Annotated in this window: 19 protein-coding genes; 10 read left to right on the forward strand and 9 right to left on the reverse strand. The window is 59.4% G+C overall.

The window, feature by feature from the left end; translation table 11 throughout:
- Positions 1-62: 62 nt before the first annotated feature.
- Positions 63-1,154, reverse strand: a complete 1,092-nt coding sequence (locus tag RAE09_RS08020; protein WP_250413494.1) for a flagellar basal body-associated FliL family protein — start codon at positions 1,152-1,154, stop codon at positions 63-65.
- 403 nt (positions 1,155-1,557) lie between these two features.
- Between RAE09_RS08020 and RAE09_RS08025 the strand changes: the two genes are divergently transcribed.
- Both RAE09_RS08025 and RAE09_RS08030 read left to right on the forward strand, forming a co-directional pair.
- The gene (locus tag RAE09_RS08025; RefSeq protein WP_316981420.1) at positions 1,558-2,541 is read left to right on the forward strand and encodes a hypothetical protein; all 984 of its coding nucleotides are present in this window, start codon (positions 1,558-1,560) and stop codon (positions 2,539-2,541) included.
- A 23-nt stretch (positions 2,542-2,564) separates the two neighbouring features.
- The gene (locus tag RAE09_RS08030) at positions 2,565-3,155 is read left to right on the forward strand and encodes a nucleosidase (RefSeq protein WP_316981421.1); all 591 of its coding nucleotides are present in this window, start codon (positions 2,565-2,567) and stop codon (positions 3,153-3,155) included.
- Positions 3,156-3,208: 53 nt separating this feature from the next.
- Here the strand turns inward: RAE09_RS08030 and RAE09_RS08035 are convergent, their stop codons facing one another.
- The 5 genes from RAE09_RS08035 to RAE09_RS08055 form a co-directional block, all read right to left on the reverse strand.
- Positions 3,209-4,582, reverse strand: a complete 1,374-nt coding sequence (locus tag RAE09_RS08035; protein WP_316981422.1) for an AI-2E family transporter — start codon at positions 4,580-4,582, stop codon at positions 3,209-3,211.
- A gap of 119 nt (positions 4,583-4,701) precedes the next feature.
- Positions 4,702-8,145: a bifunctional proline dehydrogenase/L-glutamate gamma-semialdehyde dehydrogenase gene (locus tag RAE09_RS08040; RefSeq protein ID WP_316981423.1), complete on the reverse strand. Its 3,444-nt coding sequence runs from the start codon at positions 8,143-8,145 to the stop codon at positions 4,702-4,704.
- A gap of 581 nt (positions 8,146-8,726) precedes the next feature.
- On the reverse strand, positions 8,727-9,386 hold the full coding sequence (locus RAE09_RS08045; protein ID WP_316981424.1) for a response regulator transcription factor: 660 nt from the start codon (positions 9,384-9,386) through the stop codon (positions 8,727-8,729).
- A 258-nt stretch (positions 9,387-9,644) separates the two neighbouring features.
- Positions 9,645-10,835 (reverse strand): sensor histidine kinase, encoded by a 1,191-nt coding sequence (locus tag RAE09_RS08050; protein WP_316981425.1) that lies wholly within the window; start codon positions 10,833-10,835, stop codon positions 9,645-9,647.
- A 183-nt stretch (positions 10,836-11,018) separates the two neighbouring features.
- Positions 11,019-11,195, reverse strand: coding sequence for a hypothetical protein (locus RAE09_RS08055; RefSeq protein ID WP_179387052.1), 177 nt, complete (start codon positions 11,193-11,195; stop codon positions 11,019-11,021).
- Positions 11,196-11,648: 453 nt separating this feature from the next.
- Here RAE09_RS08055 and dnaK point away from each other — a divergent pair, with 453 nt between their 5' ends.
- From dnaK to exaC, 5 genes are all read left to right on the forward strand, one after another.
- The gene (dnaK, locus tag RAE09_RS08060) at positions 11,649-13,499 is read left to right on the forward strand and encodes a molecular chaperone DnaK (protein ID WP_005325523.1); all 1,851 of its coding nucleotides are present in this window, start codon (positions 11,649-11,651) and stop codon (positions 13,497-13,499) included.
- Positions 13,499-14,206 (forward strand): nucleotide exchange factor GrpE, encoded by a 708-nt coding sequence (gene grpE / locus RAE09_RS08065; RefSeq protein ID WP_200435577.1) that lies wholly within the window; start codon positions 13,499-13,501, stop codon positions 14,204-14,206. Before dnaK ends, grpE begins: the two co-directional genes overlap by 1 nt.
- Positions 14,207-14,303: 97 nt before the next feature.
- Complete coding sequence (gene dnaJ / locus RAE09_RS08070) at positions 14,304-15,509, forward strand: molecular chaperone DnaJ (protein WP_200435576.1); 1,206 nt, start codon at positions 14,304-14,306, stop codon at positions 15,507-15,509.
- A gap of 20 nt (positions 15,510-15,529) precedes the next feature.
- Positions 15,530-15,979, forward strand: coding sequence for a heat shock protein transcriptional repressor HspR (locus RAE09_RS08075; RefSeq protein ID WP_200435575.1), 450 nt, complete (start codon positions 15,530-15,532; stop codon positions 15,977-15,979).
- Positions 15,980-16,224: 245 nt separating this feature from the next.
- A complete protein-coding gene (gene exaC / locus RAE09_RS08080) occupies positions 16,225-17,745 on the forward strand; it encodes an acetaldehyde dehydrogenase ExaC (RefSeq protein ID WP_316981426.1) in 1,521 nt (506 codons plus the stop codon).
- Between the two features lie 17 nt (positions 17,746-17,762).
- Here exaC and RAE09_RS08085 read toward each other — a convergent pair whose 3' ends face one another.
- Both RAE09_RS08085 and RAE09_RS08090 read right to left on the reverse strand, forming a co-directional pair.
- On the reverse strand, positions 17,763-18,917 hold the full coding sequence (locus RAE09_RS08085; RefSeq protein ID WP_316981427.1) for an alpha/beta hydrolase: 1,155 nt from the start codon (positions 18,915-18,917) through the stop codon (positions 17,763-17,765).
- Positions 18,918-18,925: 8 nt separating this feature from the next.
- Positions 18,926-19,189 (reverse strand): hypothetical protein, encoded by a 264-nt coding sequence (locus tag RAE09_RS08090; protein WP_316981428.1) that lies wholly within the window; start codon positions 19,187-19,189, stop codon positions 18,926-18,928.
- Between the two features lie 91 nt (positions 19,190-19,280).
- On the opposite strand from RAE09_RS08090, the gene RAE09_RS08095 reads away from it, so the two are divergent.
- Positions 19,281-20,096 (forward strand): carbon-nitrogen hydrolase family protein, encoded by an 816-nt coding sequence (locus RAE09_RS08095; protein WP_316981429.1) that lies wholly within the window; start codon positions 19,281-19,283, stop codon positions 20,094-20,096.
- Here RAE09_RS08095 and RAE09_RS08100 read toward each other — a convergent pair.
- Complete coding sequence (locus RAE09_RS08100) at positions 20,093-21,265, reverse strand: 2-polyprenylphenol hydroxylase (RefSeq protein WP_316981430.1); 1,173 nt, start codon at positions 21,263-21,265, stop codon at positions 20,093-20,095. The genes RAE09_RS08095 and RAE09_RS08100 overlap by 4 nt on opposite strands.
- Positions 21,266-21,444: 179 nt before the next feature.
- Between RAE09_RS08100 and RAE09_RS08105 the strand changes: the two genes are divergently transcribed.
- Positions 21,445-22,818 carry a sodium/glutamate symporter gene (locus RAE09_RS08105; protein WP_316981431.1) on the forward strand — a complete coding sequence of 458 codons (1,374 nt, stop codon included), beginning with the start codon at positions 21,445-21,447 and terminating at the stop codon, positions 22,816-22,818.
- Positions 22,819-23,074: 256 nt separating this feature from the next.
- Positions 23,075-24,487, forward strand: a complete 1,413-nt coding sequence (locus tag RAE09_RS08110) for a TetR/AcrR family transcriptional regulator (protein WP_316981432.1) — start codon at positions 23,075-23,077, stop codon at positions 24,485-24,487.
- Positions 24,488-24,568 lie beyond the last annotated feature (81 nt).

The raw sequence follows: 24,568 nt of genomic DNA on the forward strand, positions 1-24,568 counted from the left end.
TTAGAGCAGAGTTGTAGGGGGAAGAGAGTAATAGGGAAGGGGGGATTTACATGGAGAGGGGATTAGCAGGGGTCGGAGAAGTCCGCATCGTTATTTAGTGAACGAGCATTGCCACCGTATTGCGCTTTTAGCTCGCACACTTTCTCTACGCTATGGCCTGCGTCGAAGTAGACGGCGTAGACGTCATTGCCGTCTACTTGGCCGCGAAGAGAGCTGCAGGCTTTTCCGCTCATTGTGTGTGAACCCGGATACTTACCCTGGACGCGAGAAAGCTCAGGATGGGGGTCACTGCCTAGGGGGACCATAACGGATTCCGCGATGAGAATGTATCGGCCGTCGCAGCGGGGGCCGGCGCTGTCGTCCGGCATTTCGTCAATAGATTTTGCGCTAGCGCCAGCTTCATCTTTTGCTGCAGATTCCGCACTGGGTTTGTCATTGGCGTCGCACAACAAAACCTTATCGAGCAGGGGGATTGGGGCACCGGCGTCTTCAAGTTTTGACCGGTCGTAGCATCCCATATGGGACGGCCACGACGTTCCATCTGTTTCGTATCGGTGCCAGGCATTGTCGGTCCAATAGAACAAAGTTTGGGCCGAGGTTCCGTACTCACCAGCAAAAAGCCAGGAGTCATCGCAGTACATCTTTACCGGAGCACGCAAATCGCTGAGTTTGTCATCTGCGTATTCATTGCACTTTTCGTACTTGGTCAGTTCTTGTGATTTAGCGTTATTTTTTCTCTCTGGGGAATCTTTTGCCTCGTCTTTTTTGGACTTGTCCTCATCTTTGTCGGACTCGGACCCCTTCTCAGGGTGGGAGGTATCTCTAGCCTCGGAGCTAGCAGCCAATGCAGGTTCATTTGGGTCATCGGCATCATTTGAATCGTTCCTATTGACCAGTGCCCAAGTTAAACCGCCAACCAGAGCGAGAACCGCTAGCACAGCGATGACTAGGAACACGATGCGTTTACCTTTTCCGGAGGACTTAGGGTCGTCAAAGTCCTCACCTGTAGGTGATGCTGCAGAAGTCGAGGTTGTAGGGGAATTAGGTGAGAGCGTGCCCCAAGCTTGTCCCTCGCGTGGCATGGGGCGCATGCGTTGAGCAGAAGGATCCGTGGAGGGCTGATCCGGCTGGCCCCAGGCATTGTTGTTGTTCAAAGGCTGAACTCCTTCATAAGCAATTCAAGAGCGGAATACGAGAGAGATTGGATAATCTAAAGATTAATCCGTGTCATACTATAGACATACGACTTGCAGAAATGCTTTCAAATAGAACGTCAATACAGGCATTCGGCTTTATTCAAGTTATCTGCACGTAAAGCGAATGGTATAAGTGTGACAGCTGTTTGGCTAAGAGATTAGGCTAAAAGGGGAAAATGCCGCCAAGATTGTCAGATATGAGGGCCTAGCAACCGGTGAAAGGGGCTGTGTCTTAGTGCGAGAGCTTGAACGCACGCGGAATTTTGGCGAGCGGGAAGAGCTAAACGGCGCTTCTATGTCCGGCTTAATCCCAAGCGTGACCGAAATTTGAATCCCCTATGAGGGGGAGAAAGGAGCACTCGTGACACTGGATCGCAATTTGAATGCGTCCGAATTGCACGCGACCCGCAACCGGGTGAGCGTGTCCCCGGATCTCATCCGCCGCTTGGGTGGGGCCCTAGGCTATGACGCCATCGAGGCTTTTGGCTCCGAAGCGCAGTCGGAATTGAATAAGGTCTTTGATTTGGGAGACATCATCGATCTGATGCTGCTTAGCCAACTGCCGGAGATGGAAGTCGCGCCGGGAATGGAGCAGAAGGTGGAGGGGGACGTCGCCAAGCAGCTGCTGCGGCGCATCAGTGCAGGTGATTACATGACGCGCCAGCAGGCGCATGACCGCCTGCCGCGGGCGACGGTGATGCTCTACCGCATGGGACATCCGCGCCTATGGGCTTTTGCCGCCCGCCAGCGCCTGCCCCAGGACGCGGAAAGAGCCGTGCCGGATTCCTTCCACCGTGATATCACCGGCCCGTACACCACTCCGGAGGAAGCGTGGCTGGGCATGTACGTGGCCGATGCCACGCGGCTCGGGGAGCTAAAAACCCAGGTAGATGGTGCTGGGTTGGACGAAGACAGGCAGCAGCGCTTGCGTCTGGGTATGAGCTTGGCCGATACCTACCGCCAAGTCTGGAGCTCCGCGCGCGGCCATTGGCGCGTCAGCCCCCAGACGCGCTATATCGTGCCTTCGCGTTTTGGCTACTGCCCCTTTGTCTTCCGCGTGGCCGAGGGCGGGTGGCGCCGCGATTCCTTCGACGGGAGCCACGATCGCTTCATGGCCACTGAAGGCTATTGGATTGACGTGGAGCGCGAGCGGCTCATTCACCTTGGCGCGCCTGATCCGCGCGACGCCTGGCTACCCACGGCACAGGTGGCCGCCGAAGCCCCCACGGAGGCCGACCTGGCGGTCGCGCGCGTGCTCAGCGGGAAAATTATCGCACTCGGTGCTGGCCAGAAGAATATTACGATTCGCCTGCGCCAGAAGAACCGCACGTTGAACTTCGATTAGGGAGGGCAGGTATTCTCGCAGGCATGGAGAATCTCAACGGACGTACCCTTTTCGTCGCCGCTGTGGACGCGGAAGCCGCCCACATTCCGGAAGGCGAACCCCTGCTCATTACCGGAATCGGCACGGTTCCGGCGGCCATTGCCTTAACGGAGGCTCTTGCCGACGCCCGCGCTAACGGCGCCCTTCCTGAGCGTGTGGTCAATATCGGCACGGCCGGCGCGCTTGTCGACGGCATGGCTGGCGTCTTCGAAGTAGGCAAGGTCACCAAACACGACTTTAAGCTCGAGGTGCTTACCGATATCAACCGCTACCTGCTGCCAGAGGTCATAGAGCTCGAGACCTCCGGCCGCCTGCCGGTGCGCGCACTGGCCACGGGCGACATGTTTGTCTCCGATACCGCCCTGCGCACCGAGCTGGCCAAGAAATCGCAGCTGTGCGACATGGAAGGCTATTCCATCGCCGCAGTATGCCAGCGCTTCGATGTGCCCTGCACCCTACTTAAGCAGGTGTCCGATTCCGCCAATGAGGAATCCAAGGGCACCTGGGCCAACGTCCTGGACCGCGGTGCGCGCCAGCTCGCCTCGGCCGCTACGGACCTAGGCTTTCTGCGCTAAAAACTAAAAGCGCGCCGGGGGAGGGCCGGCGCGCTGCTAGTGGTGGCTGAGTCTTAGCTCAGCGGGCTCATGGACTGGTAGAGCTGCTCTACCTTGTCGCGTGGGGTCTCGGCGTGTTCGTAGGTGACGTCGCTGAAGTCTTCAGGATCGTCCTTGGAGCCGGTGATGATGTCTATATCGGAGGGCTCGACTTCGCCGGAGCGCAGCGCGGCCATCTCGGCGTGGTAGCGCACAACAACAGCGATGGTTGCGGCCACGGGGACGGCGAGGAAGGCGCCCACGATGCCGGCCAGGGTAGAGCCGACGGTCACGGAAAGCAGGACGACGGCGGCGTGCAGGCCCATGGCCTTGGACTGCAGCATCGGCTGGAGGACATTGCCCTCCACCTGCTGGACGATGATGATAAGTGCAAGCGCCAGCAGCGCGTTGGTCAGGCCATTGGAGACCAGCGCGATGATGATGGCGAGGGCACCAGCGGTGACCGCACCGATGATCGGGATGAAGCTGGCGAAGAACGTCACCACGGCGATGACGAGCGCGAGCGGAACTTGCAGCACCCACAGGCCAAGGCCAATGAGGACTGCGTCCACCATGGCCACGGCGGCCTGCGCCTGGATAAAGCCGGACAGGGTCTTCCAGATGCGCGCCCCCAGCTCGGTGATGTGCCAGCCGGTGGAATTGCCGGTGTACTTGCGCAGCCACGGCAGGAACTTGTCGCCGTCTTTAATGATGAAGAAGGTGACAAAGAGCATGATCAGCGCGGCCACGACGATGGAGCTGGCCATCGAGAAACCAGAGATAACGCCGGTAGCGATGGTGGAGGCTTGGCCCTTGGCAAACTTGACCACGTCTTCGAGCACGGACTGTAGCTGGTCGCTTTGGATATCGATGGGGGACTTTTCCACCATCTCCGTGATTTGGTTGATGCCGTCTTCGGCCTGATTAATGAGTGTTTGGCTCTGGCTGGTGACTACCGGGGCCATGGCGGCAAAAACGCCGCAGAAGACAATGATGAGGCCGAGCAAGGTGCTTACCGCCGCGAGCGAGCGCGGGAATCCCTTGCCCCGCAGCCACGCGCTGATGGGGTAGAGCACCGTGGAGACGAGGATGGCGAGCAAGACCGGCAGCAGGCCTACCCAAATGAACTTGAGCAGGTAGCCGGCCAGCGCTAGGCCGGCGACGATAAGGATAAAGATCACCGAGACCTTGGCCATGGTGCGGAAGTCCTTGGCCAAGACGGCGGATTTATCGTCGCGCTCGGCAGGGTGCTCGCTGGCAGCCTCTGCACCAAGGTGCGCGTCATCATAAGCGACGAGGGTATGAGAATCTTCCTCGCCCGGCTTCTGGATCTGTGTTGCGTTGCCTTTTTCCTGTGCAGACGGGCGCTTGGCCTCGTCGCGGGAAGACGAATTATGTGACGTAGACATTGCCTACCACTATGCCACATAAAACTCGCAGCGCATATACGAAAAAGGAAGTAGCGGCCCACAGGCGGGGCGCTACCTCCCTTCAGTACCTTTAACGCGTCCGCTGACGCGGCCGGGAATTACTCGTCACGCAGGTTACCTACGTTGCGGATAATGCCGAAGCGGTGCATGGTAACCGAAACTGCCTGCTCAAGCAGGTAAGGCATGAGCTCACGGCGGCCGTCGGCAAGCACGGGCTGGTCCAACACCACGGAGTTGGAGCGCACCGCGGCCTCGTAGATGGAATCCGGCACGGTGCCCAAGGCGCGCACGCGGGAAGAAGCGTCATTTGCCACGTCGGTAGCAAAAGCCTCGTCGGTGATGGCCTTGACGTCGAAGCCCAAGTCCTGCAACTGGGTGGCAACCTCCGGGGTGGCGGAGATTTCCGTGGCGGTGCCGGTAATTGCGGCGGCCAGCACCTGGCGAGCAACCTCGCGCAGCTCATAGCCTTCGCCCACGCGCACGCGCAGCTTGGTCAGAAGCGGGCGGTAGCGGAAGATATTAGCCTCAGAAACCAAACCGGTGCGGTCGTGGTTGCGGCCGAACTCCTCTTGCCAAGCCACCTGGTCTAGCTCCGCGGCGCGCCACAGCCAGGTGATGTCCTCCTCGGTGAGCTTGCCAGAGAGGTTATCGCGCAGGCGGTGCAGCGCAGCGAGGCTTGCTGGGGCAATGTCCACGTTGCGCGGCTTGAGCTCGCCATCGACCCACTCACCCATCTGCGCCACGTAGTTCGGGCCGCCAGCCTTGGCGCCCGGTCCCATGACGGACTTCTTCCAACCGCCGAAGGACTGGCGCTGAACAATCGCACCGGTGATGCCGCGGTTGACGTAGGCGTTGCCCACCTCAACGTTGTCGATCCAGTACTCAATCTCGGCGTCGTCAAGCGAGTGAATGCCGCCGGTCAGGCCATAGCCGGTGTCGTTCTGCCAGGCAATGGCCTCTTCCAAAGTATCGGCGTACATGATGCCGAGGATGGGGCCGAAGCACTCATTCTTGTGGTACCAGGAGCCCGGCTGCACATTATCGCGAATGCCCGGGGACCACAGGGTGCCTTCCTGGTTGAGCTTTTCTGGCTTGAGGAGCCACGTCTCACCCGGCTCCAGCTGGGTCAAACCACGCAGCAGCTTCTCGCTCGGCTCTTCCGCCAGGCCATTCATGGTGGTGGTGATATCGAAGCCCGGGCCCGGCTTAAGGGTCTTGACCGCGTCCAGCAGCTGGGTGCGCAGGCGCTCGGACTTGCCGGCCGCGCCGACGAAGATAACCAGGGAGGCCGCCGAACACTTCTGGCCGGAGTGGCCAAAGGCGGAGTTGTAGAGGTCATCGATGGCCAGGTCTGGGTCGGCCGCAGGGGTGATGATGAGCGCGTTCTTGCCGGACGTCTCCGCCATAATGTTCATCTTCGGCTTCCAAGAACGGAAGAGCGCGCCGGTATCGGAGGCGCCGGTGAGGATGACATTGTCCACGTCATCGTGGGAGAGCAGGGCCTTGCCAGCCTCGGCTTCATCAGTCAGCACCAGCTGTACCAGATCTGGATCCAAGCCCTGGGCCTCGAGGGCGGTGCGGAAGGCCTCCACCACGAGCTTGCCGCAGTGAACCACCTGCGGTGCAGGCTTGACGATGACCGCCGAGCCCGCCGCCAAGGACGCCGCAATGCCACCGGTGGGGATGGCAATGGGGAAGTTCCACGGCGGGGTCACCACGGTGACGGTGTGCGGGGTGAACTCGGAGTAGGACTCTTCCAGCAGGCGCGCGGACTGGCCGTAGTAGGTGCAGAAGTCAATCGCCTCAGAGACCTCAGGGTCGGTCTGGGTAACAGTCTTATTGGCCTCATACGCAGCCACGGAGATGAACTTGCCACGCTGGGACGCAATCTGATCCGCCACGGCCTCCAGTGCGGCGGCGCGCTCGGCGGCAGGGCGCTTGCCCCACTCGGTGCCCAGCTCCTTGGCGCGAGCGATGTGGCCTTCGACCGCGGCAGGGTCGGTAACCTCCGCGATGCCGTGCTCGCCCGGATTGCGCTTGAGCGCTTCCTGCGCCCACTGGCGGTTCGGCGCGAGTGCAGGGTCAGTATCGGCTTCGTTGGTAAAGCGGCCGGTGCGCGGTGCCTGGCGGCCGTCCTCCTCAAGGCGGTTCTGGGTGCGACGGGTACCAGCGAAGGTGTCCCAGCGCTTGGCGACGGCCCGACGGAACGTCTCTTCCTGGTCTGCCAACGGCTCCTCGCCTGGGGCAAAGAGCGCGTAGAGGAAGTTCTGCGGCGCGGAGTTCTCCTCCAAACGGCGCACCAGGTAGGACACGGCGACGTCGAAGTCATCTGCGTGGACAACCGGGGTGTAGAGGATTTGGCGGCCGTCAAAGACCTTGCGCACCGCTGCCTGCTGCGCTGGGGACATGCCCTGCAGCATCTCCGAATCCATCATGTGCAGCACGCCGCGCTTCTTGCCCAGTTCGTAGGCCATAGCCGCGGTGTACAGGTTGTGGGTGGCGACGCCGATGCGGATGCTGCCGGCGTACTCCTCGCGCAGGATGAAATCCAGCAGGCGGTAGTAGTTAGCGTCTACGTCGAGCTTGTTGGTGTAGGTAGCCAGCGGCCAATCGTGGACCTCGCTCTGCACGTTTTCCATGGACAGGTTTGCGCCCTTCACGATGCGCACCTTGACCTTGCCGCCGCCCTTAGCTACGCGCTCCTTAGCAAAGTCAGCGATATCCTTGAGCGCATCAAAGGTATCCGGCAAGTAAGCTTGCAGCACGATGCCGGCATCCAGAGTGAGGAATTCCGGCTCGCTGAGTAGCTCTTTGAACAGGCGGATGGTCAGGTGGAGGTCGTGGTACTCCTCCATGTCCATGTTGATAAAGACCTTGTCGGTGCGGTCGGCCGCAGCCTGATACAGCGGGCGCAGGCGCTCCTTGAGGCGCTCTACCGAGCCATCGATATCCCAGTGGTTGAGCTGGGCCACCATGGAGGAAGCCTTGACCGAAACGTAGGTTACGCGTGGGTTCCGGATGAGCTTGAGGGTGCGCTCCGCGCGGGACTTCGCCTCTTCCTCACCGAGTACGGCCTCACCCAGCAGGTTGAGGTTGAGCTGTTCACCGGATTCGGCGGCCTTGTCCAGGATCTTGTTGAGGGCATCAGACTCGGCGTCCAGAACCAGGTGGCCTACCATCTTGCGCATGTATAGGCGGGCTACCGGCATGACCAGGTTCGGCAGGATGGGGCCGAAGAAACCACCGGCGCCAACGAGCGCACCATTGATGCTGCCGAGGAACGACGGGTCATAGTGAGAGGAAATATCTTTCAGCGCGTGTGCGGCAACCTTGTCATCTTCTGGGCGCATGACGCGGTCGACGAAGTCCATGGTGAACTTCACGCCGTCCTCATCGCGCAGCAGGTCCGCGAGCTGTTCGGTGGCCTTATCTTCTTCGTCCGCAGTGGACTTCAACCAGTCGTGTGCGCGGCTAATCGCTGCGGGCAGGACTGCTTCCACATCATCAGAGATGGGCAGGCGGGTATTGGCAGGAGAAGTCATATGGGTTCTACCTCTTCTTCAAACGGGTCACATCCCCTTAGCCGCTAGCAGTATTCGTGCCGGACAGTGGGCTGCCGGGCGATACGGGCGGGTGGGACGTAAACGGTGAGCTATGTGGTGCTGCAGGGCTGCAGTCGGGTGAGGAGCGAACACGCGGGTGCGCGCGACGCAAAGTGAGGGTCGCAGGGATTCGGAGTGAAATGCGATGTTCAGCGGGCCACTATGCGGGCCGAATGCGGACGGGAGGCCTATCGCTGCTGCGACGAACGCGCGCCAGGTTGGTGTTCAACACTCACCTGCTTTCTATGACGTGACTGTGTAAGGCTAGAGGAAAACGCGAGCGCCATAACGCTCTGACGTGCGGCAACCCTGCAGGTTCAGGTTCCAAATGTTGCCTGGGAAAAACTATGAACTTTTGTGTTGCCGCAATTATAGGAAAGCAGCAAACGTGACGCTAGTCTCTTTTGAAAAATGGTAAACGGGGGTAGAAAAACAAGAAATAAACCCCAGCATGTGGGGTTTAGAGGGGGTATTAACTCATCCGGGGGTAGCCCACCCCCGGATTGTCTAACAATTGGGTTCTAAGAACCGTAGCCGGCCTTGAGCGCCTTCACCGCCAGCTCGAGCCGCGACTTGGCGTGGAATTCACTGAGCAGTGTGGACACATACTTCTTCACCGTGCCCGGTGCATAATGCGTGCTCTTGGCAATCTCTTCGTTGGACTTGCCCTGGCAGACCAAGTCCAGGACCTGCTCTAGCGCAGGGGAGATATGGTGATTGTCCTTGATCTTGGCGGTTGCGGCAGCCGCATTGGCGCCTGCTCCCTCAGCGTTCCAATCAGGAAGCTGCTCAAACAAGCGGGTAAGCGACTGTGGGGTGACAACCGTGCCGCCGCGCACGGCCTCGCGCACGGTATCCAAAATGTAGACGGGTTTGGAGCTTTTTAAAATATAGGCCGCAGCCTTATTGGACATGACCTCTTTGAGGGTCTCGTCATTGTCCATCGCGGTCATCGCAACAAAGACAGGTGGTTCTTCCAGCTTGTTAACCTCACGCAAGAGGGTCGTGCCGTCCATCTCGGGCATATGGATGTCCGCGACAATGACGTCAAAGTCCTGCTCTTGCAAAAGCGCGAGAGCGACCTTGCCATTTTCTGCGGTGGCGCGCACCTCCATGTCCTCAGCCGAGGCGAAGTAGCGCCCCAAGGCTTCAAGGACAAGTGGGTCGTCATCGACGACCAAGAGGGATGTTTTTACTTCCCGCACCATGGAGCCGGGCAACCAAATGCAATATCGACGGGAGATGCGTATTCCGTAGTCTTTGGCAGCTCACCAGGGGTAAGGCCGGCGCCGAAGACGGAAGAAGACAACATGAGTGGGGCGAGAAGACTTGCGAGTGCGGCCTGCATTAAGGCGCTCCTTTTTGTGAAAGTTTGAATAGGCAGAAACAAGCGAAAGCTTAGTGTAAGAATTAAGCCTTTGCTATACAACGTGGTGGAACTAACGTCGTTTATGGGCGCTGGGCGGCAGAAATAGATTCAACTCCCATTTTCCAGACTCCAAATCCGTGTCCAATCGCGCGTCCATCGTGGCTGCAATCCGATTCATGGAGGACATGCCAATGCCGGAGGACATTTCGGTTTTCTTGCTTGTTGGTTTAGCCACGGGATTAGTGATGGTGATGACCGTCCAGCCCATATGGGGTCGAACGGAAATTACGATCTCCGCCCCTGGCGGGGAATACTTCACTGCATTTAGGCACGCTTCTGTGGTGATGGCTGCAATGGGCTCCAGAATTTCTTGAGGAAATTCTGGAGCAAACTCCTCGCCTTTGACCTCAACGATGGGTGATCGATTGAGGCGGGAAAGGCGTTCCTCTTCCTCTGAAATGAGCTGGGCAAAGCTTGTTGGCTTCGTGGTTGAACCAAAACTCATGCCGTCGTTAATCCCATCGATATTATTTCGCAGGACCTTGGTCAGTGCCCGTACTTCCGACATGGAAGAGCGCATGGAATCGCTCAGCTCATCGAGCCTCTTCGCTAGCTCTGGATGCTTGGAATATTCAAGGCTCAGGGCCTCTAGCTGCATGGTGTTTACCGTTAGGTTAGAAACAACCGAATTGTGCAAGGTTTCGGCGAGGTCGGATTGGCGGCGCTTCACGTCATCGTTCCACTCCACCATGGCGGACCTATAGCGATCTGCTGAATGAGCAAAAATAGCTCCAATTACGCCACCAACTCCAATTAGCATTCCCCATGTGAGCGCTGGGGCAAGATGCAAACTTAACTTAAGTGTTACGGGATCGACGAGGCCACAGAACCACAGAATAAAACCAATTGCGACTGTACGACCGTGCTTTCCGTGATAGGCCACAACAGCAAGAAAGACGGGGGCCAAAAATACAGAGCTGATTAAAGGGGTTCTGGTTAGGGTGGCCGCGATAATCCAGGTGATTACGAACGCGGCGGCCATTCCCAAGGGCCAGCGATAGGCGGAGGTGGTAATCACTGTAAGGATTAGCCCCAGGATTGCTGCGGATAATTGAAACTCCGTGGAGGTGAGGAATGCGCCAAGTAATGTCAGCGCCACGCAAATTACCGCAGTTAAAGCGGCAGTTCGCTGCAGGGTCATGGCCGCGCGGATGCGTTGGTGAAGGGGCGGCTGTGAAGGTTTCGACACGGTGCGGTCCACGCTTCCTGGATGCTAAGGCTCAATGGGGTTTATCTCCCTAGTGTAGGTACAGCGAACGTGAAACAGCGATTGAAAACAGCGAAACCCCCGCACCTTCGTGCGCGGTTCCTTGTGGTGGGTTCCGAGCGGAGGAAGAAGGTGAGGGGGTTTAGCTGGTCTTCATGAAGGAGTACAGAAGGCTAATTACTTAGCTTCTGCAGCAGCCTCTGCGTCATCCTTGGAGGACAGGCCCTCGAATACGGAGGACAGGCCCTCGGAGTCGGTGTTGGACTCGGAGGAAGCCTCGATGAGGCCCTTGATGCCCTTGATGAGTGCCTCGAAGTCGATGGCGGAGCTGAGGTCTGCGAGGGTATCGAACATATACATTCCTTTCGGATCGGCGGAGTAAAACTACAATCTCTCTCTGGGGTAGCAGCTCTTAACTGCTGTAATTCCTAGTATGCGGTAGCGGGGGCGGGCTGCCAATCCTCTTTTGGATCCTTTCTGAGGTGACTTTTGGATCCTCTTAGGGTTATTTAAGGATCTCCGTTTGGGTATGGGGCAGTGTTGGGTGAAGGGGGTGATTGTGTGGAGGGTAGGGGGTGGGCGTCGACAAGAGCGGCGCTGAGCTGCATAAAGAAAAGTTTTACAAGTAAAGTTGAGTCGCGGGGAATAACTTTTATAGGCTACCTGTTGTAGAGATTGAGTGACACGGACTCAAGGTTGTGTGACCGGGCGTAGAAGTTCTGTTACAGTAGCGCTCGGACGCAACGAGAAGTTGAGTCACTGACAGTCAACTTTATTAATTACCCCAAGATAAAAGGAGAAGAAATCATGGGACGCGCAGTAGGTATTGACCTGGGTACGACGAACTCTGTCGTTTCCGTACTGGAAGGTGGCGAGTCCACCGTTATCGCTAACTCCGAGGGCTCCCGCACCACGCCTTCCGTCGTTGCTTTTGCAAAGAACGGCGAAATCCTGGTCGGCCAGTCCGCTAAGAACCAGGCGGTAACCAATGTTGACCGCACCATTCGCTCCGTCAAGCGCCACATCGGCACCGACTGGAAGATCAACATTGATGATAAGGATTACACCTCCCAGGAGATTTCCGCTCGCACGCTGATGAAGCTGAAGCGCGACGCAGAGGCTTACCTCGGTGAGGATGTTACTGACGCCGTTATTACCGTTCCTGCATACTTCGAGGACGCACAGCGCCAGGCCACCAAGGAAGCTGGCCAGATTGCAGGCCTGAACGTGCTCCGTATCGTTAACGAGCCAACCGCAGCTGCTTTGGCTTATGGCCTGGAAAAGGGCGAGCAGGAGCAGACCATCCTAGTATTTGACCTGGGTGGCGGCACCTTCGACGTCTCCTTGCTGGAAATCGGCGATGGCGTCGTCGAGGTTATGGCCACCGCCGGCGATAACGAGCTGGGTGGCGATGACTGGGATCAGCGCATCGTCGACTGGCTGGTAGACCGCTTCAAGACCTCCCAGGGCGTTGACCTGACCAAGGATAAGCGCGCCGTACAGCGTCTGCGCGAGGCTGCAGAGAAGGCCAAGATTGAGCTGTCCTCCTCCCAGCAGGCCAACATCAACCTGCCGTACATCACCGTCGACTCCGATAAGAACCCGCTGTTCTTGGATGAGACCCTGACCCGCACCGAGTTCCAGAAGATCACCCAGGATCTGCTGGACCGCACCAAGGCTCCGTTCAACCAGGTCATCAAGGACGCTGACCTTTCTGTCGGCGATATCGACCACGTTGTTCTCGTTGGTGGCTCCACCCGTATGCCGGCCGTATCTGACCTGGTTAAGGAACTGACCGGCAAGGATGCCAACAAGGGCGTCAACCCGGACGAGGTTGTTGCAGTCGGCGCTGCCCTGCAGGCAGGCGTGCTGCGCGGCGAGGTTAAGGACGTGCTGCTTCTCGACGTCACCCCGCTGTCCCTCGGCATTGAGACCAAGGGTGGCGTGATGACCAAGCTCATCGAGCGCAACACCACCATCCCGACCAAGAAGTCCGAGACCTTCACCACCGCGGAAGACAACCAGCCTTCCGTACAGATTCAGGTCTTCCAGGGCGAGCGCGAGATGGCTACTGCTAATAAGCTGCTCGGCTCCTTCGAGCTCGGCGGTATTGCTCCGGCACCGCGCGGTGTTCCGCAGATTGAGGTCACCTTCGATATCGATGCCAACGGCATCGTCCACGTGACCGCAAAGGACAAGGGCACCGGCAAGGAAAACACCATCAAGATTCAGGATGGTTCCGGCCTGTCCCAGGAAGAAATCGACCGCATGGTCAAGGATGCTGAGCAGCACGCCGAAGAGGACAAGAAGCGCCGCGAGGAGCAGGAGCTGCGCAATAACGCAGAGTCCACCTCCTACCAAACCCGCAAGTTCTTGGATGACAACGCAGACAAGGTATCCGAGGATGTTAAGACCAAGGTCACCGAGGCTGCTGACGCCGTTGATGAGGCTCTGAAGGGCGATGACCTCGAGGCCATCAAGTCCGCAGTGGAGAAGCTGTCCACCGAATCCCAGGAGATGGGCAAGCAGATCTACGAGGCACAGGCTGCTGAGGCCGGCGCTGAGGGCGCTGCCGATGCAGGCGCTGCGCAGGGTGACCCGAACGTCGTCGACGCTGAGGTCGTTGACGAGGACGAGAACAAGGATGGCAACAAGTAATGACTCAGGACAGCGGAATGCCGCACAACCCAGGCGACCCGGAAAACACGGATCCGGAGGCTACCTCGGCTGACCGCGCTGAGGCTGCTGCCGAGCAGGCCGAGGAGGCCCAGGCCGCGCAGGAAGCGCAGGCTGACGCCACCGAAGAAGCCGAGCTGGATCCCACCCTCGATGCTGACCTTGAAGAAGCGCTGGCAGATGTCAACGCCGATGAGGTAGAGGCCGAGGCCGCGGGCGAAGAGCCCGTTGGTTCCGGTGCTAGCGATGTAGAAGCACAGTTGGCAGAACGCACAGAAGACCTGCAGCGTCTCAATGCGGAATACACCAACTACCGCCGCCGCACCGAGCGCGACCGCCAAACCGTAATCGAGACCGCCAAGGCCAAGGTCATCGCAGATATGCTGCCTGTCCTTGATGACCTGGAACTGGCTCGTGAACACGGCGACTTGGAAGGCCCGCTCAAGGCGTTTGCGGATAAGCTCCACAGCACGCTGGAAAAGCACGACCTCGCTGCCTTTGGTGAGGAAGGCGATGCCTTCGATCCTGAGGTCCACGAAGCCGTGCAGGACTTGTCCTCCGGCGATGAGCAGGTGCTTGGCACCGTGCTGCGCAAGGGCTACCGCGTAGGCGACAGGCTCGTGCGCAATGCCATGGTCATCATCGCGGACCCCAGCGATGAGTCCGGCAGCTCGGAAGACTCCGAGTAAATAACATAAAGGGCGCCCTGGGAATTGACTAGTGACCTTCCCGCGGCGCCCTTTTACTTAACTTGTATCGATTCTCTTTGAAAGGAGGAGATGCCCAGTGAGCGCTAAACCCGAATGGGCAGACAAAGATTACTATGCGGATCTGGGGGTCTCCTCGTCCGCAGACCAGAACGAGATTAAGCGTGCTTACCGCAAGCTAGCACGCGAAAATCACCCCGATACCCACCCGGACGACCCCGCGGCAGCGGAACGGTTCAAGAAGGTTGCGGAAGCCTACGACGTGCTTTCCGACGCCGCCGAGCGCAAGGAATACGACCAGTTCAAGGCCATGCTCCGCAATGGAGGCGGCTTTGGACGGATGGGAGGCGCCGGATTTCCCGGCGGGTTTCGATCCACGCGCATGGGTGGACAAGGTGCGCAAGAATTCGACCTCTCGGACCTCTTCGGAGGATCCGCTGGAGGATCGGCTCAAGGCGGCGGTGTTGGGGATATCTTCGGTAGCGTTTTCAACCGCGGCGGTAGTGCTGGCCACTCAGCTAAACCGTCGCGGGGGGCCGACGTCGAAACGGAAATAACCCTCGACTTCCGCGAGGCCGCTAAGGGAACTACCATTCCCCTGGCACTCAGCGGCAACGCGCCGTGCACCACGTGCCACGGATCGGGTTCCGCTTCCGGCAAGACCTCTACCTGTGGCACCTGCAGCGGTACCGGTTTTACTTCGGAAAACCGCGGCGCCTTCGGTTTCTCTGCTCCGTGTAAGGACTGCGATGGCACCGGCCGCCGCATCACGGATCCGTGCAAGGATTGCCACGGCACCGGCACGGTTCACCGCACCCGCAATATCACCGTGCGTATCCCCGCCGGCGTCATCGATGGACAAAAGGTCCGCCTCGCCGGCCAGGGCGAAGCAGGTCCCAACGGCACTCCCGCCGGTGACCTCTTCGTGGCGGTGACTGTAAAGCCGGACAAGGTCTTTACTCGCGAGGGCGATGACCTCCATGTCACCGTTCCGGTGTCCTTCACGGAGCTGGCCTTGGGCGATACCATCGCGGTTCCTACTTTGGATAACCCGGTGCGTGTGAAGATCCCCGCTGGAACGCCGGATGGACGCACGCTGCGGGTGCGCGGAAGGGGCATCGCCAAGCGCGGTGGAAACTCCGGTGATCTGCTGGTTACCGTGCAGGTCACCGTGCCCACCAAGCTCGATGCCGCCGCCTCCAGCGCCCTGCGCACCTATGCTCAAGCGGAAAAGGACTCCGGTTTCAACCCACGTGCGGGTTGGGCCGGCGCCGAGAATGCTTAAGGCAGGAGGTGTGTTAAAAAATGAGCACTGGAAAGGCAGAAGATTCCGGCACCGCGGTCTACGTCATCTCCGTAGCTGCGGAACTCTCCGGAATGCACGCCCAAACCCTGCGCACCTATGACCGCATGGGCTTGGTCTCCCCGGCCCGCACTCGTGGCGGTGGCCGCCGCTACTCCGACCGGGACATCGAGCTGCTGCGCAAGATTCAGGCGCTGTCCCAAGACGATGGCGTCAACCTTGCCGGCATCAAGTCCATCATCGAGTTGACCGAGGAACGCGATCAACTCGAGGCCGAGCGCGACGCTTTAGCTGAAGAGGTCCGAGCCCTGCGCGAGCAGGCCGCTGGACGCCGCCCGCAGCGCAGCGGTGAGCTTGTCCATGTCCCACGGTCCACCTCCGTGGTGATGTGGAGCCCGCGCACCGCGCGCGAACGTAAACGCTCCCGCGGCCGTGGATACGGCGAAGACTAACTCTCGCTCTGCAGACGAGTACACCCAACCCCGCAGCCAGCTTCCCCGCTGGCTGCGGGGTTTTCTTCTACTCGCGTACTCGCGGTGGCATGTGAATTTTTGCAAAGGGGGGTAACCGTAATCAGTGCGCATTGCAAAGTTTAGGGTTAGGATGACTAGCAGGCAGGTGACGTACAACACAGCAAGAAGGAATAGTGCGTCACAACACCACCGCCTGTAATTTTCTCCAGGAAAGGACACGCACCATGACCCTGTATGCAGTCCCCGGAACCGAAGGTTCCATCGTTGACTACCGCGAACGCTATGACAACTACATCGGCGGCCAATGGGTGGCGCCCGTCGATGGTGAATACATGGACAACATCAGTCCGGTCAATGGCGAGGTATTTTGCCAGGTAGCTCGCGGCAAAGAAGCCGATATCAACTTGGCTATCGATGCCGCGGAAAAAGCCTTCGACACTTTCGGCAAAACCACCCCGGCCGAGCGTGCGTTGCTCCTGCATCGCATTGCGGACCGCATCGAGGAAAACCTGGACAAGATTGCGGTCGCGGAAACCTGGGAGAATGGCAAGGCCGTACGCGAAACTCTGGCCGCTGATATTCCGCTGGCCGTGGATCACTTCCGCTACTTTGCTGGCGCCATCCGCGCCCAGGAGGGCCGCCTGTCCCAGCTCAACCAGGATACCGTGGCCTATCACTACCATGAGCCGCTCGGCGTCGTAGGCCAGATCATCCCGTGGAATTTCCCGTTGCTCATGGCCGCCTGGAAGATTGCGCCAGCGCTGGCTGCTGGAAACTGCATTGTCATGAAGCCGGCTGAGCAAACCCCAGCATCCATCCTGTTGCTCATCGATATCATCGGTGATCTTCTTCCTGATGGCGTGCTCAATATCGTCAATGGCCTAGGTGATGAAGCCGGTGCGGCACTATCCGGTTCTGACCGCATTGCCAAAATTGCCTTCACCGGCTCTACCCCGGTGGGAAAGATCATCAACAAGGCTGCCGCTGACAAGGTCATCCCCGTCACTTTGGAGCTGGGTGGTAAATCTCCGTCCATCTTCTTTAAAGACATCATGGATGAAGACGATTCCTACTTGGAAAAGTGCGTGGAGGGCTTTGTCATGTTTGCCCTTAACCAAGGCGAGGTCTGCACGTGCCCATCTCGCGCGCTGGTGCACGAAGAGATTGCAGATAAGTTCTTGGAACTGGCCGTTGAGCGCGTCAAGAAGATTAAGATTGGTCACCCGCTCGATACGGAGACCATGATGGGCGCGCAGGCCTCCCAGGAGCAGATGGACAAGATCAAGCAGTACTTGGAGATTGGTCCGCAAGAAGGTGCGGAGACTCTTGTGGGCGGCCACGTGAACAAAGTGGAAGGCCTGGAAAAGGGCTACTACATCGAGCCCACCGTGTTTAAGGGAAATAACGACATGCGCATCTTCCAGGAAGAGATCTTCGGCCCGGTGCTCTCCGTAGCTACGTTCAAGGACTATGACGAGGCGATCGCAATCGCTAACGCCACCAACTTCGGCCTTGGGGCCGGCGTGTGGTCGCGCAGCCAAAACATCTGCTACCGCGCAGGCCGCGATATCCAGGCCGGCCGCGTGTGGGTCAATCACTACCACGACTACCCAGCGCACAGCGCCTTTGGCGGCTACAAGGAATCTGGCCTTGGCCGTGAGAACCACTTGATGATGCTGGGCCACTACCAGGAGACTAAGAATATGTTGGTCTCCTATTCGGACCAGCCGGCTGGCCTCTTCTAAAGGCCGTTCCCTTCGGACTAGTTCGCGCGCGCCACTTGGCCTAGGCCACGCAAGAACCGCGGGTCCTCCCAATAGGAGCCATGATCGCCAGGGAGGCCATCCGCGCCGGGAAGGGGAGTGGCGCCAAAGGCATCAATGGTGGGATCGGGGCCATGGATGCCGCCGTTAGGCCCCGTCGTAATAGCGATGGGGTCGTTGGCATTTGTGGCCGCCCAGATGCGGCCATGCAGTTCTGAGGCGTGGCCAGCGCCCGTGCCGGGACTGCCGACGAGCACTACGTCCTCAGCAATCCTTTCTTGCTTTGCGGCGTGCCCGGTGACGACAGAACCATAGGAATATCCCACTACGGTGCGCTTGGCCTGCGGATAGCGTCTACCGAGCGAGCGCTGAAACCGGGCGAGTTCTTGACTGGCAGTGCGCGCGGGGGTGGCGTGAACCGCACGGGGCAGGGAGGATGGCGCCTGGTAGCCTAACCACACCACCGCCGGCCCGCCGCTGGCCTTAGCAAGATTGCGACCGCGGTCCACCGCGCGCTGCCAGGTTTCTGGATCGGAGGAGTGAACTCCTTCCACGAAGGTGGTAAGCGATGCCGGCGTAGTCCGAAAGCCGCCGGGGTCCACCATGGCTACGAGCCGTCCTTCACTAGTTTCTAGCACCCGCATATCTGGGTTCTGCGCGGCTAGTTGAGATACGTGCTCGCTGGCGTGGGCAAGATTAATCTCGTGGATGGTACCTACTGGAAGATCGGAGAAATCTTCCAAGCGGACGGGCGGCACCACCCCGGCTGGCGTACATAAGGCATCGATTTCTTGAGAGCACAGCCAGTCGAGGGAATCGCCCAGCGCCCGCACCTGATTCAACAACAGCCCAGCCGTGCTGGCAGCTACCCCGCTGCGCTCATCTACTTGTCCCAGAAATGCAATGATGCGGTCCTCAAGTTCCTCGCGGCGGGCCTGCAGGTCCGCGTGGCGCTCAAGGGTGGTGGCAACCTGCTCCATCTGGTGCAGCGGCTGGGCCAGCCAGTCGGTGTAGCCTGCCAAACTGGAGCGGGCGGCGTCACCAGCGGGGCCTCCCAGCGATAGGCTACGCCAATCATGGTGAGCATCTAAAAATCGAAAGCGCAGTTCAGCGCGTTCGCTATGCAACGTACTGGCGCCATGTCTTAAAGCCACGGATAGGGTCATCGCGCATCTCCCAATGCCTGGCCCAGGTGGGAATCCACCCCGGCGGCAGTGTTGAGGAAGGCCTCAATGGAGCGCAATTGCTCGGCCGTGGCGTCCTCCGTTGCGGCTACGGCGCTGAACCAGGTGGCACGGGCTCGCTCTAGTGCGGCCGCGGTGCGGCAGGCAGTATCGAGCGCGGCCGTCGGCGGTGGCAGCGAAGGGCGCGCCATGAGGGAGCGGACGTAATCGGGCAGGTGCGTGGGAATTTCTACATAACTCATGCCCCTAAGCCTGAAGGACCATACAACGCCGCGCTAGGGGTACAGACGCAGCCTGTGGATAACTCCGCCATGCTTCATTATTTTGGGAGGCATGAAGGTAGCAGCAGTGCAGTTAACGTCCACCGGTAATGTCACCGAAAACCAGGAATTGGCCCTCGCCAAGATCCGTGAGGCGGCCGGAAACGGGGCGCGGTTAATCGTGCTGCCGGAGGCCACGGCGCAGAATTTCCGCTCCGGGCGCCTTGATGAGCAGGCGCAGACGCTCGAAGGCCCGTTCGCCACGGCGATCCAAGCACTCGCAGAGGAGCTCGAGGTCACCGTCGTGGCCGGCATGTTCTGCCCAGCCGATACCGTGGAGCGCGACGGCAAGACCATTAATCGCGTGACCAATACGGCGCTCATTGCAGGCCCTGGCGTGCTGGGCGGCTACGACAAGATCCACACCTATGATGCCTTTGACTACCGCGAATCGGATACGGTCTTGGCCGGCGAATCGCTCGTAGCCTTCGACGTGGATGACCTTATTGTGGGTGTGGCCACCTGCTATGACATCCGTTTCCCAGAGCAGTTTAAGGAGCTGGCCAGCCAGGGTGCGCAGCTCATTGTAGTACCCACGAGCTGGGCGGATGGCCCTGGAAAGCTGGAGCAGTGGCGCCTGCTCACGGCCGCGCGTGCCTTGGACTCCACTAGCTATATCGTCGCGGCGGGCCAATCGCGTCCGGGCGGTGACGCAGAGGCGGGCAATCCTTCCGGACCAACGGGCATTGGCCATTCCACCATCGTTGATCCGAATGGCGTGCGCATGGCCGAGGCCGGCTACGAGGATGACATCCTCTATGCCGACATCGATCCGAATGAGGTAGCGAAAACCCGCCGCGCGCTGCCGGTTGTGGTCACTGCGGACTAGGCCAGCGCCGCGTAGTCTTCCGGCTGCCAGCGCCCGTCGCGGCCCCAGCTAAGGATGTCGATCTGCTGCTTGCCGACGCCCCTTTGAACCAACCTTTCCGTACCTTCCACAACCTCTTCGGCCGGCCCGACGAGTAGGAAGCGCGGGGGAGTGTCTGTGGATAACTCCACCTCGTTGACTACTACATCGGTCGGTTCCCCGGAGACTACGTAGTCGGCGCCGGGGGCTAATTCGCGGGCATTGAGCAACCACGCGTCTTTTTCTTCCCGTACGATGCGGCGCACCGGCACGCCGAGCGCTGCCAGGTTCTGCTGGAAGTAGGTGTCATAGTGGGCGCCGGGGCTGCCCGCCACGGCAAAGAGGCGTGGTACTCGGCCGCGGTCTTCATCGTCCAGCGTGGCGAGCGCCGCGCAGCGGGCCGTGGCCCAGCCGGTGCCATAGGCAATGATGACCAGTTCTCTTGCGCCCGCGTTCTGCAGGCTAATGCCGCCGGCGGGCTGGCCCAGGGTCCACCAGTCTCCTGGCTGCGCGTGCGCGAGGGACCGGGAAGCCTCGCCCGCGGTGGAGACGTGAAAGACCAGCTGGCCGGTTCCGTCGCTAGGCTGCGCAGGAGTGAGCATCCGCCATTGCCCGGGCAAGTACTGCGTGGTCACCGGAAAGTGCTGCCCCGGTTGATAGGGCACAGCCAGGCCAGCCTCCACGCGGATGATGGACGTCTCGCGGGTGGGGTGATCCACCGCCACCACTTGCGCCGAGTGCGCCGGTGCCTCGCCGGCGGCGTCGGACTCCCGTGCGGCGCCGGCCATCGTGGTACATACCTGGTGGATGACGTCACAGGCAAAGTTGTATTGATACTGCGTCAGCGCCAAAACCCGCAGGCCTGCTACGAGGGCATCATCGAAGCGGGAATAGATTTCGGCCGGAAACCCATGCCGACGGTGATCGCGGGCGAGCTGGGTGAGCTTTGCGGAGACGTCGGCAAGCAGGGGCTCCCCAGGCTCCGTATGCTCAATCACCCATGCCAGCGCAGGCACCATCGAAGTATGGGTATCGCGCATGGACAGCGCAAAAATCTGCCGGGATTCAGGTACCGCGTTAAAGAAATGCTCGTGCACCGCATCGCGGTACTCGTCTGCGTAATTTCGAAAATGCTCGCCCAATTCCCACATGTTTGACCATCCTAATAGTCAGCGCCCAACCGGGGGTCGAGCTACCTACTGAAAGCTGTAGCGGGGGTGAAAATGGGATCCTATGTTGTGGCTCACTTGGTGGCAGGTATTGTATTTTCTATCCGTCTGCCCTCTAACGGGGGCAAGCCGCCATAATTGCACAGCTAGAAAGGGTCCCCATGGAAGATTTTTCCGCTTATACGCTCATGCTGGATGTGGGCTGGATTTCTTTGCTCATGGTCATCGGCAACGTCCTGCGCCACCAGGTGAAGTTCATCTTCCAGGACCTGCTGCTGCCTGCCCCTATTACCGCCGGCCTCATCGGCCTGCTGGTAGGTCCAAACGTGCTGGGCTGGATCAACTTCTCCGATAACTTGGGTGACTACACCTCCATCCTCATCGCGGTGGTCTTTGCGTCTATGGCCTACTCCATGGAAGTGGGCGGAAACATGGGCAAGGGCGCGCGCAATATGTGGGGCTATTCCACCATGATGTTTACCGGCCAGTGGGGCCTGTTCATCGTGTTGGGCCTTTTCCTCTTTGCGCCGCTTTTCGATACCCCGAATTGGTTCGGCATGATGCTGCCCGTCGGCTTCACCGGCGGCTTCGGTACCGCCGCGGCCGTGGGTGGTGCGCTCGAGGGCGTGGGCGCCGATGCCGCCTCCTCGCTGGGCTTTACCTCCGCGACCGTCGGCACGCTGGCCGCAATCATCGGCGGCGTGGTCGCCGGCAACTGGGGCATCCGCAAGGGCAAGGTCTCCCACGTGCCCAAGGAACTACCAGAAGAGCTGCGCCGCGGCTACATCAAAAACATCGATGAGCGCCCGTCGCTCGGCCGCGCTACCACCAACCCCTCCTCCATTGAGCCGCTCGCGTTGCACTTCGGCTTCATCATCCTGACTGTGATGACCGCCTACGGCATCAACCAGGGTTTGAGCAGCATCTGGGAGAATGTCTCCGTGCCGCTTTTTGCCATGTCCATGGTGGTGGGCCTAATCTTCCGCGCACTTATGAACTTCGTTGGCGCCGAGGACTACCTGGATAAGGACTCCGTTTCCTCCATCTCCGGCGCGGCCACGGACTACCTCATTGCCTTTGGTGTGGCCGCCATCGTCCCGGCCGCCATTGCCTCCTACTGGCAGGCACTCCTCCTGCTCTTCGTCCTGGGCACCATCTTCTGCGTATTCTTCCTGCTGTGGTTCCCGGCCGAGTTCTTTGGCGAGCGCTGGATTGAGCGCGGCATCTTTGGTTGGGGCTGGGCCACCGCCACTGTGGCGACCGGCATCGCCATCCTCAAGATTGTGGACCCCAAGCTCAAGTCCGGCACGCTGTCCGAATACGGCATGGCCTACATCGGTTTCGGTCCATTCGAAATCTCGTGGACCATCATCGCACCTATGGCTGTGATGTACGGATTCACCGGCGTCTTCGGCGCCATTTCCCTGGCGATTTCCATCGGCGTCTATATTGCCTTCAAATCCATGCGCCTTATGCCGCCGCGCGGCACTATCTTCCAAGAGGGCATCGGCCATGTAGGGCAGAAGCAGGCATAGCCGCGCTTGCCGACGCCCCCTCTCCGCCAGCCTTAAAAAACTATGAGATTGGCCGCACTAAAGTTAAGAAAATAATTCGCCGGTGGGGTGTGATGGGAATGTCCGCGGCCGTGACCTTGGCCTATCGGCCGCACTACCACCGTTAGCATCGGTGAGAAATGGCTTTCTCGAAAAGGGTATTCGATTGGGACTATCCCTGTACCTTAAATTTTGTTAGAATCAGCGGGTATCAATCTCTGTCTTGATGAGGAACTAAATGTACCAGTTGGATGGGGCTTCCAGGCGGGTGATCATCCTGGAAGCCGCTGTTTATGTAGCGGCCTGCGAAGGCGAGCGGGCCGTTACCGTGGAATCTGTGGCGGACCAGGCTGGTCTCTCGCCACAGGCGGTGGCTGAGGAATTCGCCACCGGTGCCGACATGCTCGCGGAAATCCCCGCCTTCTTGGATCGTCGCATGTCTGAATACATGGTGGAAGCGGCGCGCCACCTGCCGGAGGGTAATTCCGGCGGCGATGTTCTCATGCAGCTGGCAGAGGCTTATTTTGCCTACGCACAAGACGAGCCCGCCATCTATCACTATCTTTTTGAGCATTACGATGCCCTCGATGAGGAGCACGTCTGCCAATTTGCCAAGGGGGAAAAGTCGGGGTCTCCGGGTGCGGACATGGCGCTGGACGTCGTCAAGCGCTTTGCCGAAGAGCAAGGTGCCGTCGTGGCCCACGACGGAGACATCTCTCCCCTGCAAATCGGCCGCATTACCTTGGCGTGTTGGTCGGTCATCCATGGCATGGGCCACTTGAGCGTGGTAGGTATCCTGCGCCTGCAACATGCCGTTATTCGCGCGGCCAACCTCAAGCAGGTCGATCGGCTCGTAGTCGATGCCCTGCAATATTGGTTTAAGAATAAGCAGATCCCACAGCGTCGCCCCATCATGAACGATGCCCGTGCCATCGTAGAAGGGGTCATGGGCAGCGAGCGCGAAAAGCCTTTCGTAGCTCCGGAAAACCTCGAGCAGATGGATCCGGAGGAGGCCAAGCGGGTCGTCATCGAGGCTTCCTTGCGCGTCGCCGGCCGCCGCGGTGTTGACCGCCGCTTCTTTGATCACGTGGCCGACAGGCTCGGAACTTCCAAGGATTTCCTGGCCACCATCGTGGACAATGACTTCGCGTTGCGCGAGGCGGCCGAAACCCTTACGACCATGGAGATGGCTCAGGTCTTCGAGGATTGTCTCGCCGCGCTTCCGGAGGACACCCCCACTGTAGACCAACTGCAGATTGTTGCGGCTGCCTATTTTAATTACGCGATGATGTACCCAGAGCGTTTCAGCTCCATTATCGCGCTGGCCAGCGGTTCCATCGTTCCGCACAATGGTGATGGCAGCTCGCACGAGGGCATGACCAAGAACTTCGCCATCATGATGGACCTGTTGCGCAAGTTTGTCATCGAAATGGGCATTACCCCTACCGACCAGCTGGTCTATATCAGCACCCTGGCAGTGTGGGCCGGTGCCAACGGCATTGCCCACCTGTGCAGCATTGGCGATTTCAAGAGCTTCAATGAGGACCTCAAGTGGGCGCTTTTTGTCCAAGTAGTGACCGTATCCTTCTTCGCCATCGCCCATAGCTTGCAGATCCTGGGTCACGAAAACGAAGAGTACAAGCAGGTTTAAGAACCCTGTGTAAAGTTGAGCGGCCCACGCTCAAAAATGTTTAGGTTGAGTGGAATAGGCTCAACTCTGGGTGCGTTGTGC

Origin of the sequence: Corynebacterium tuberculostearicum (assembly GCF_032821615.1) — a bacterium.
GTDB lineage: Bacteria > Actinomycetota > Actinomycetes > Mycobacteriales > Mycobacteriaceae > Corynebacterium > Corynebacterium tuberculostearicum_H.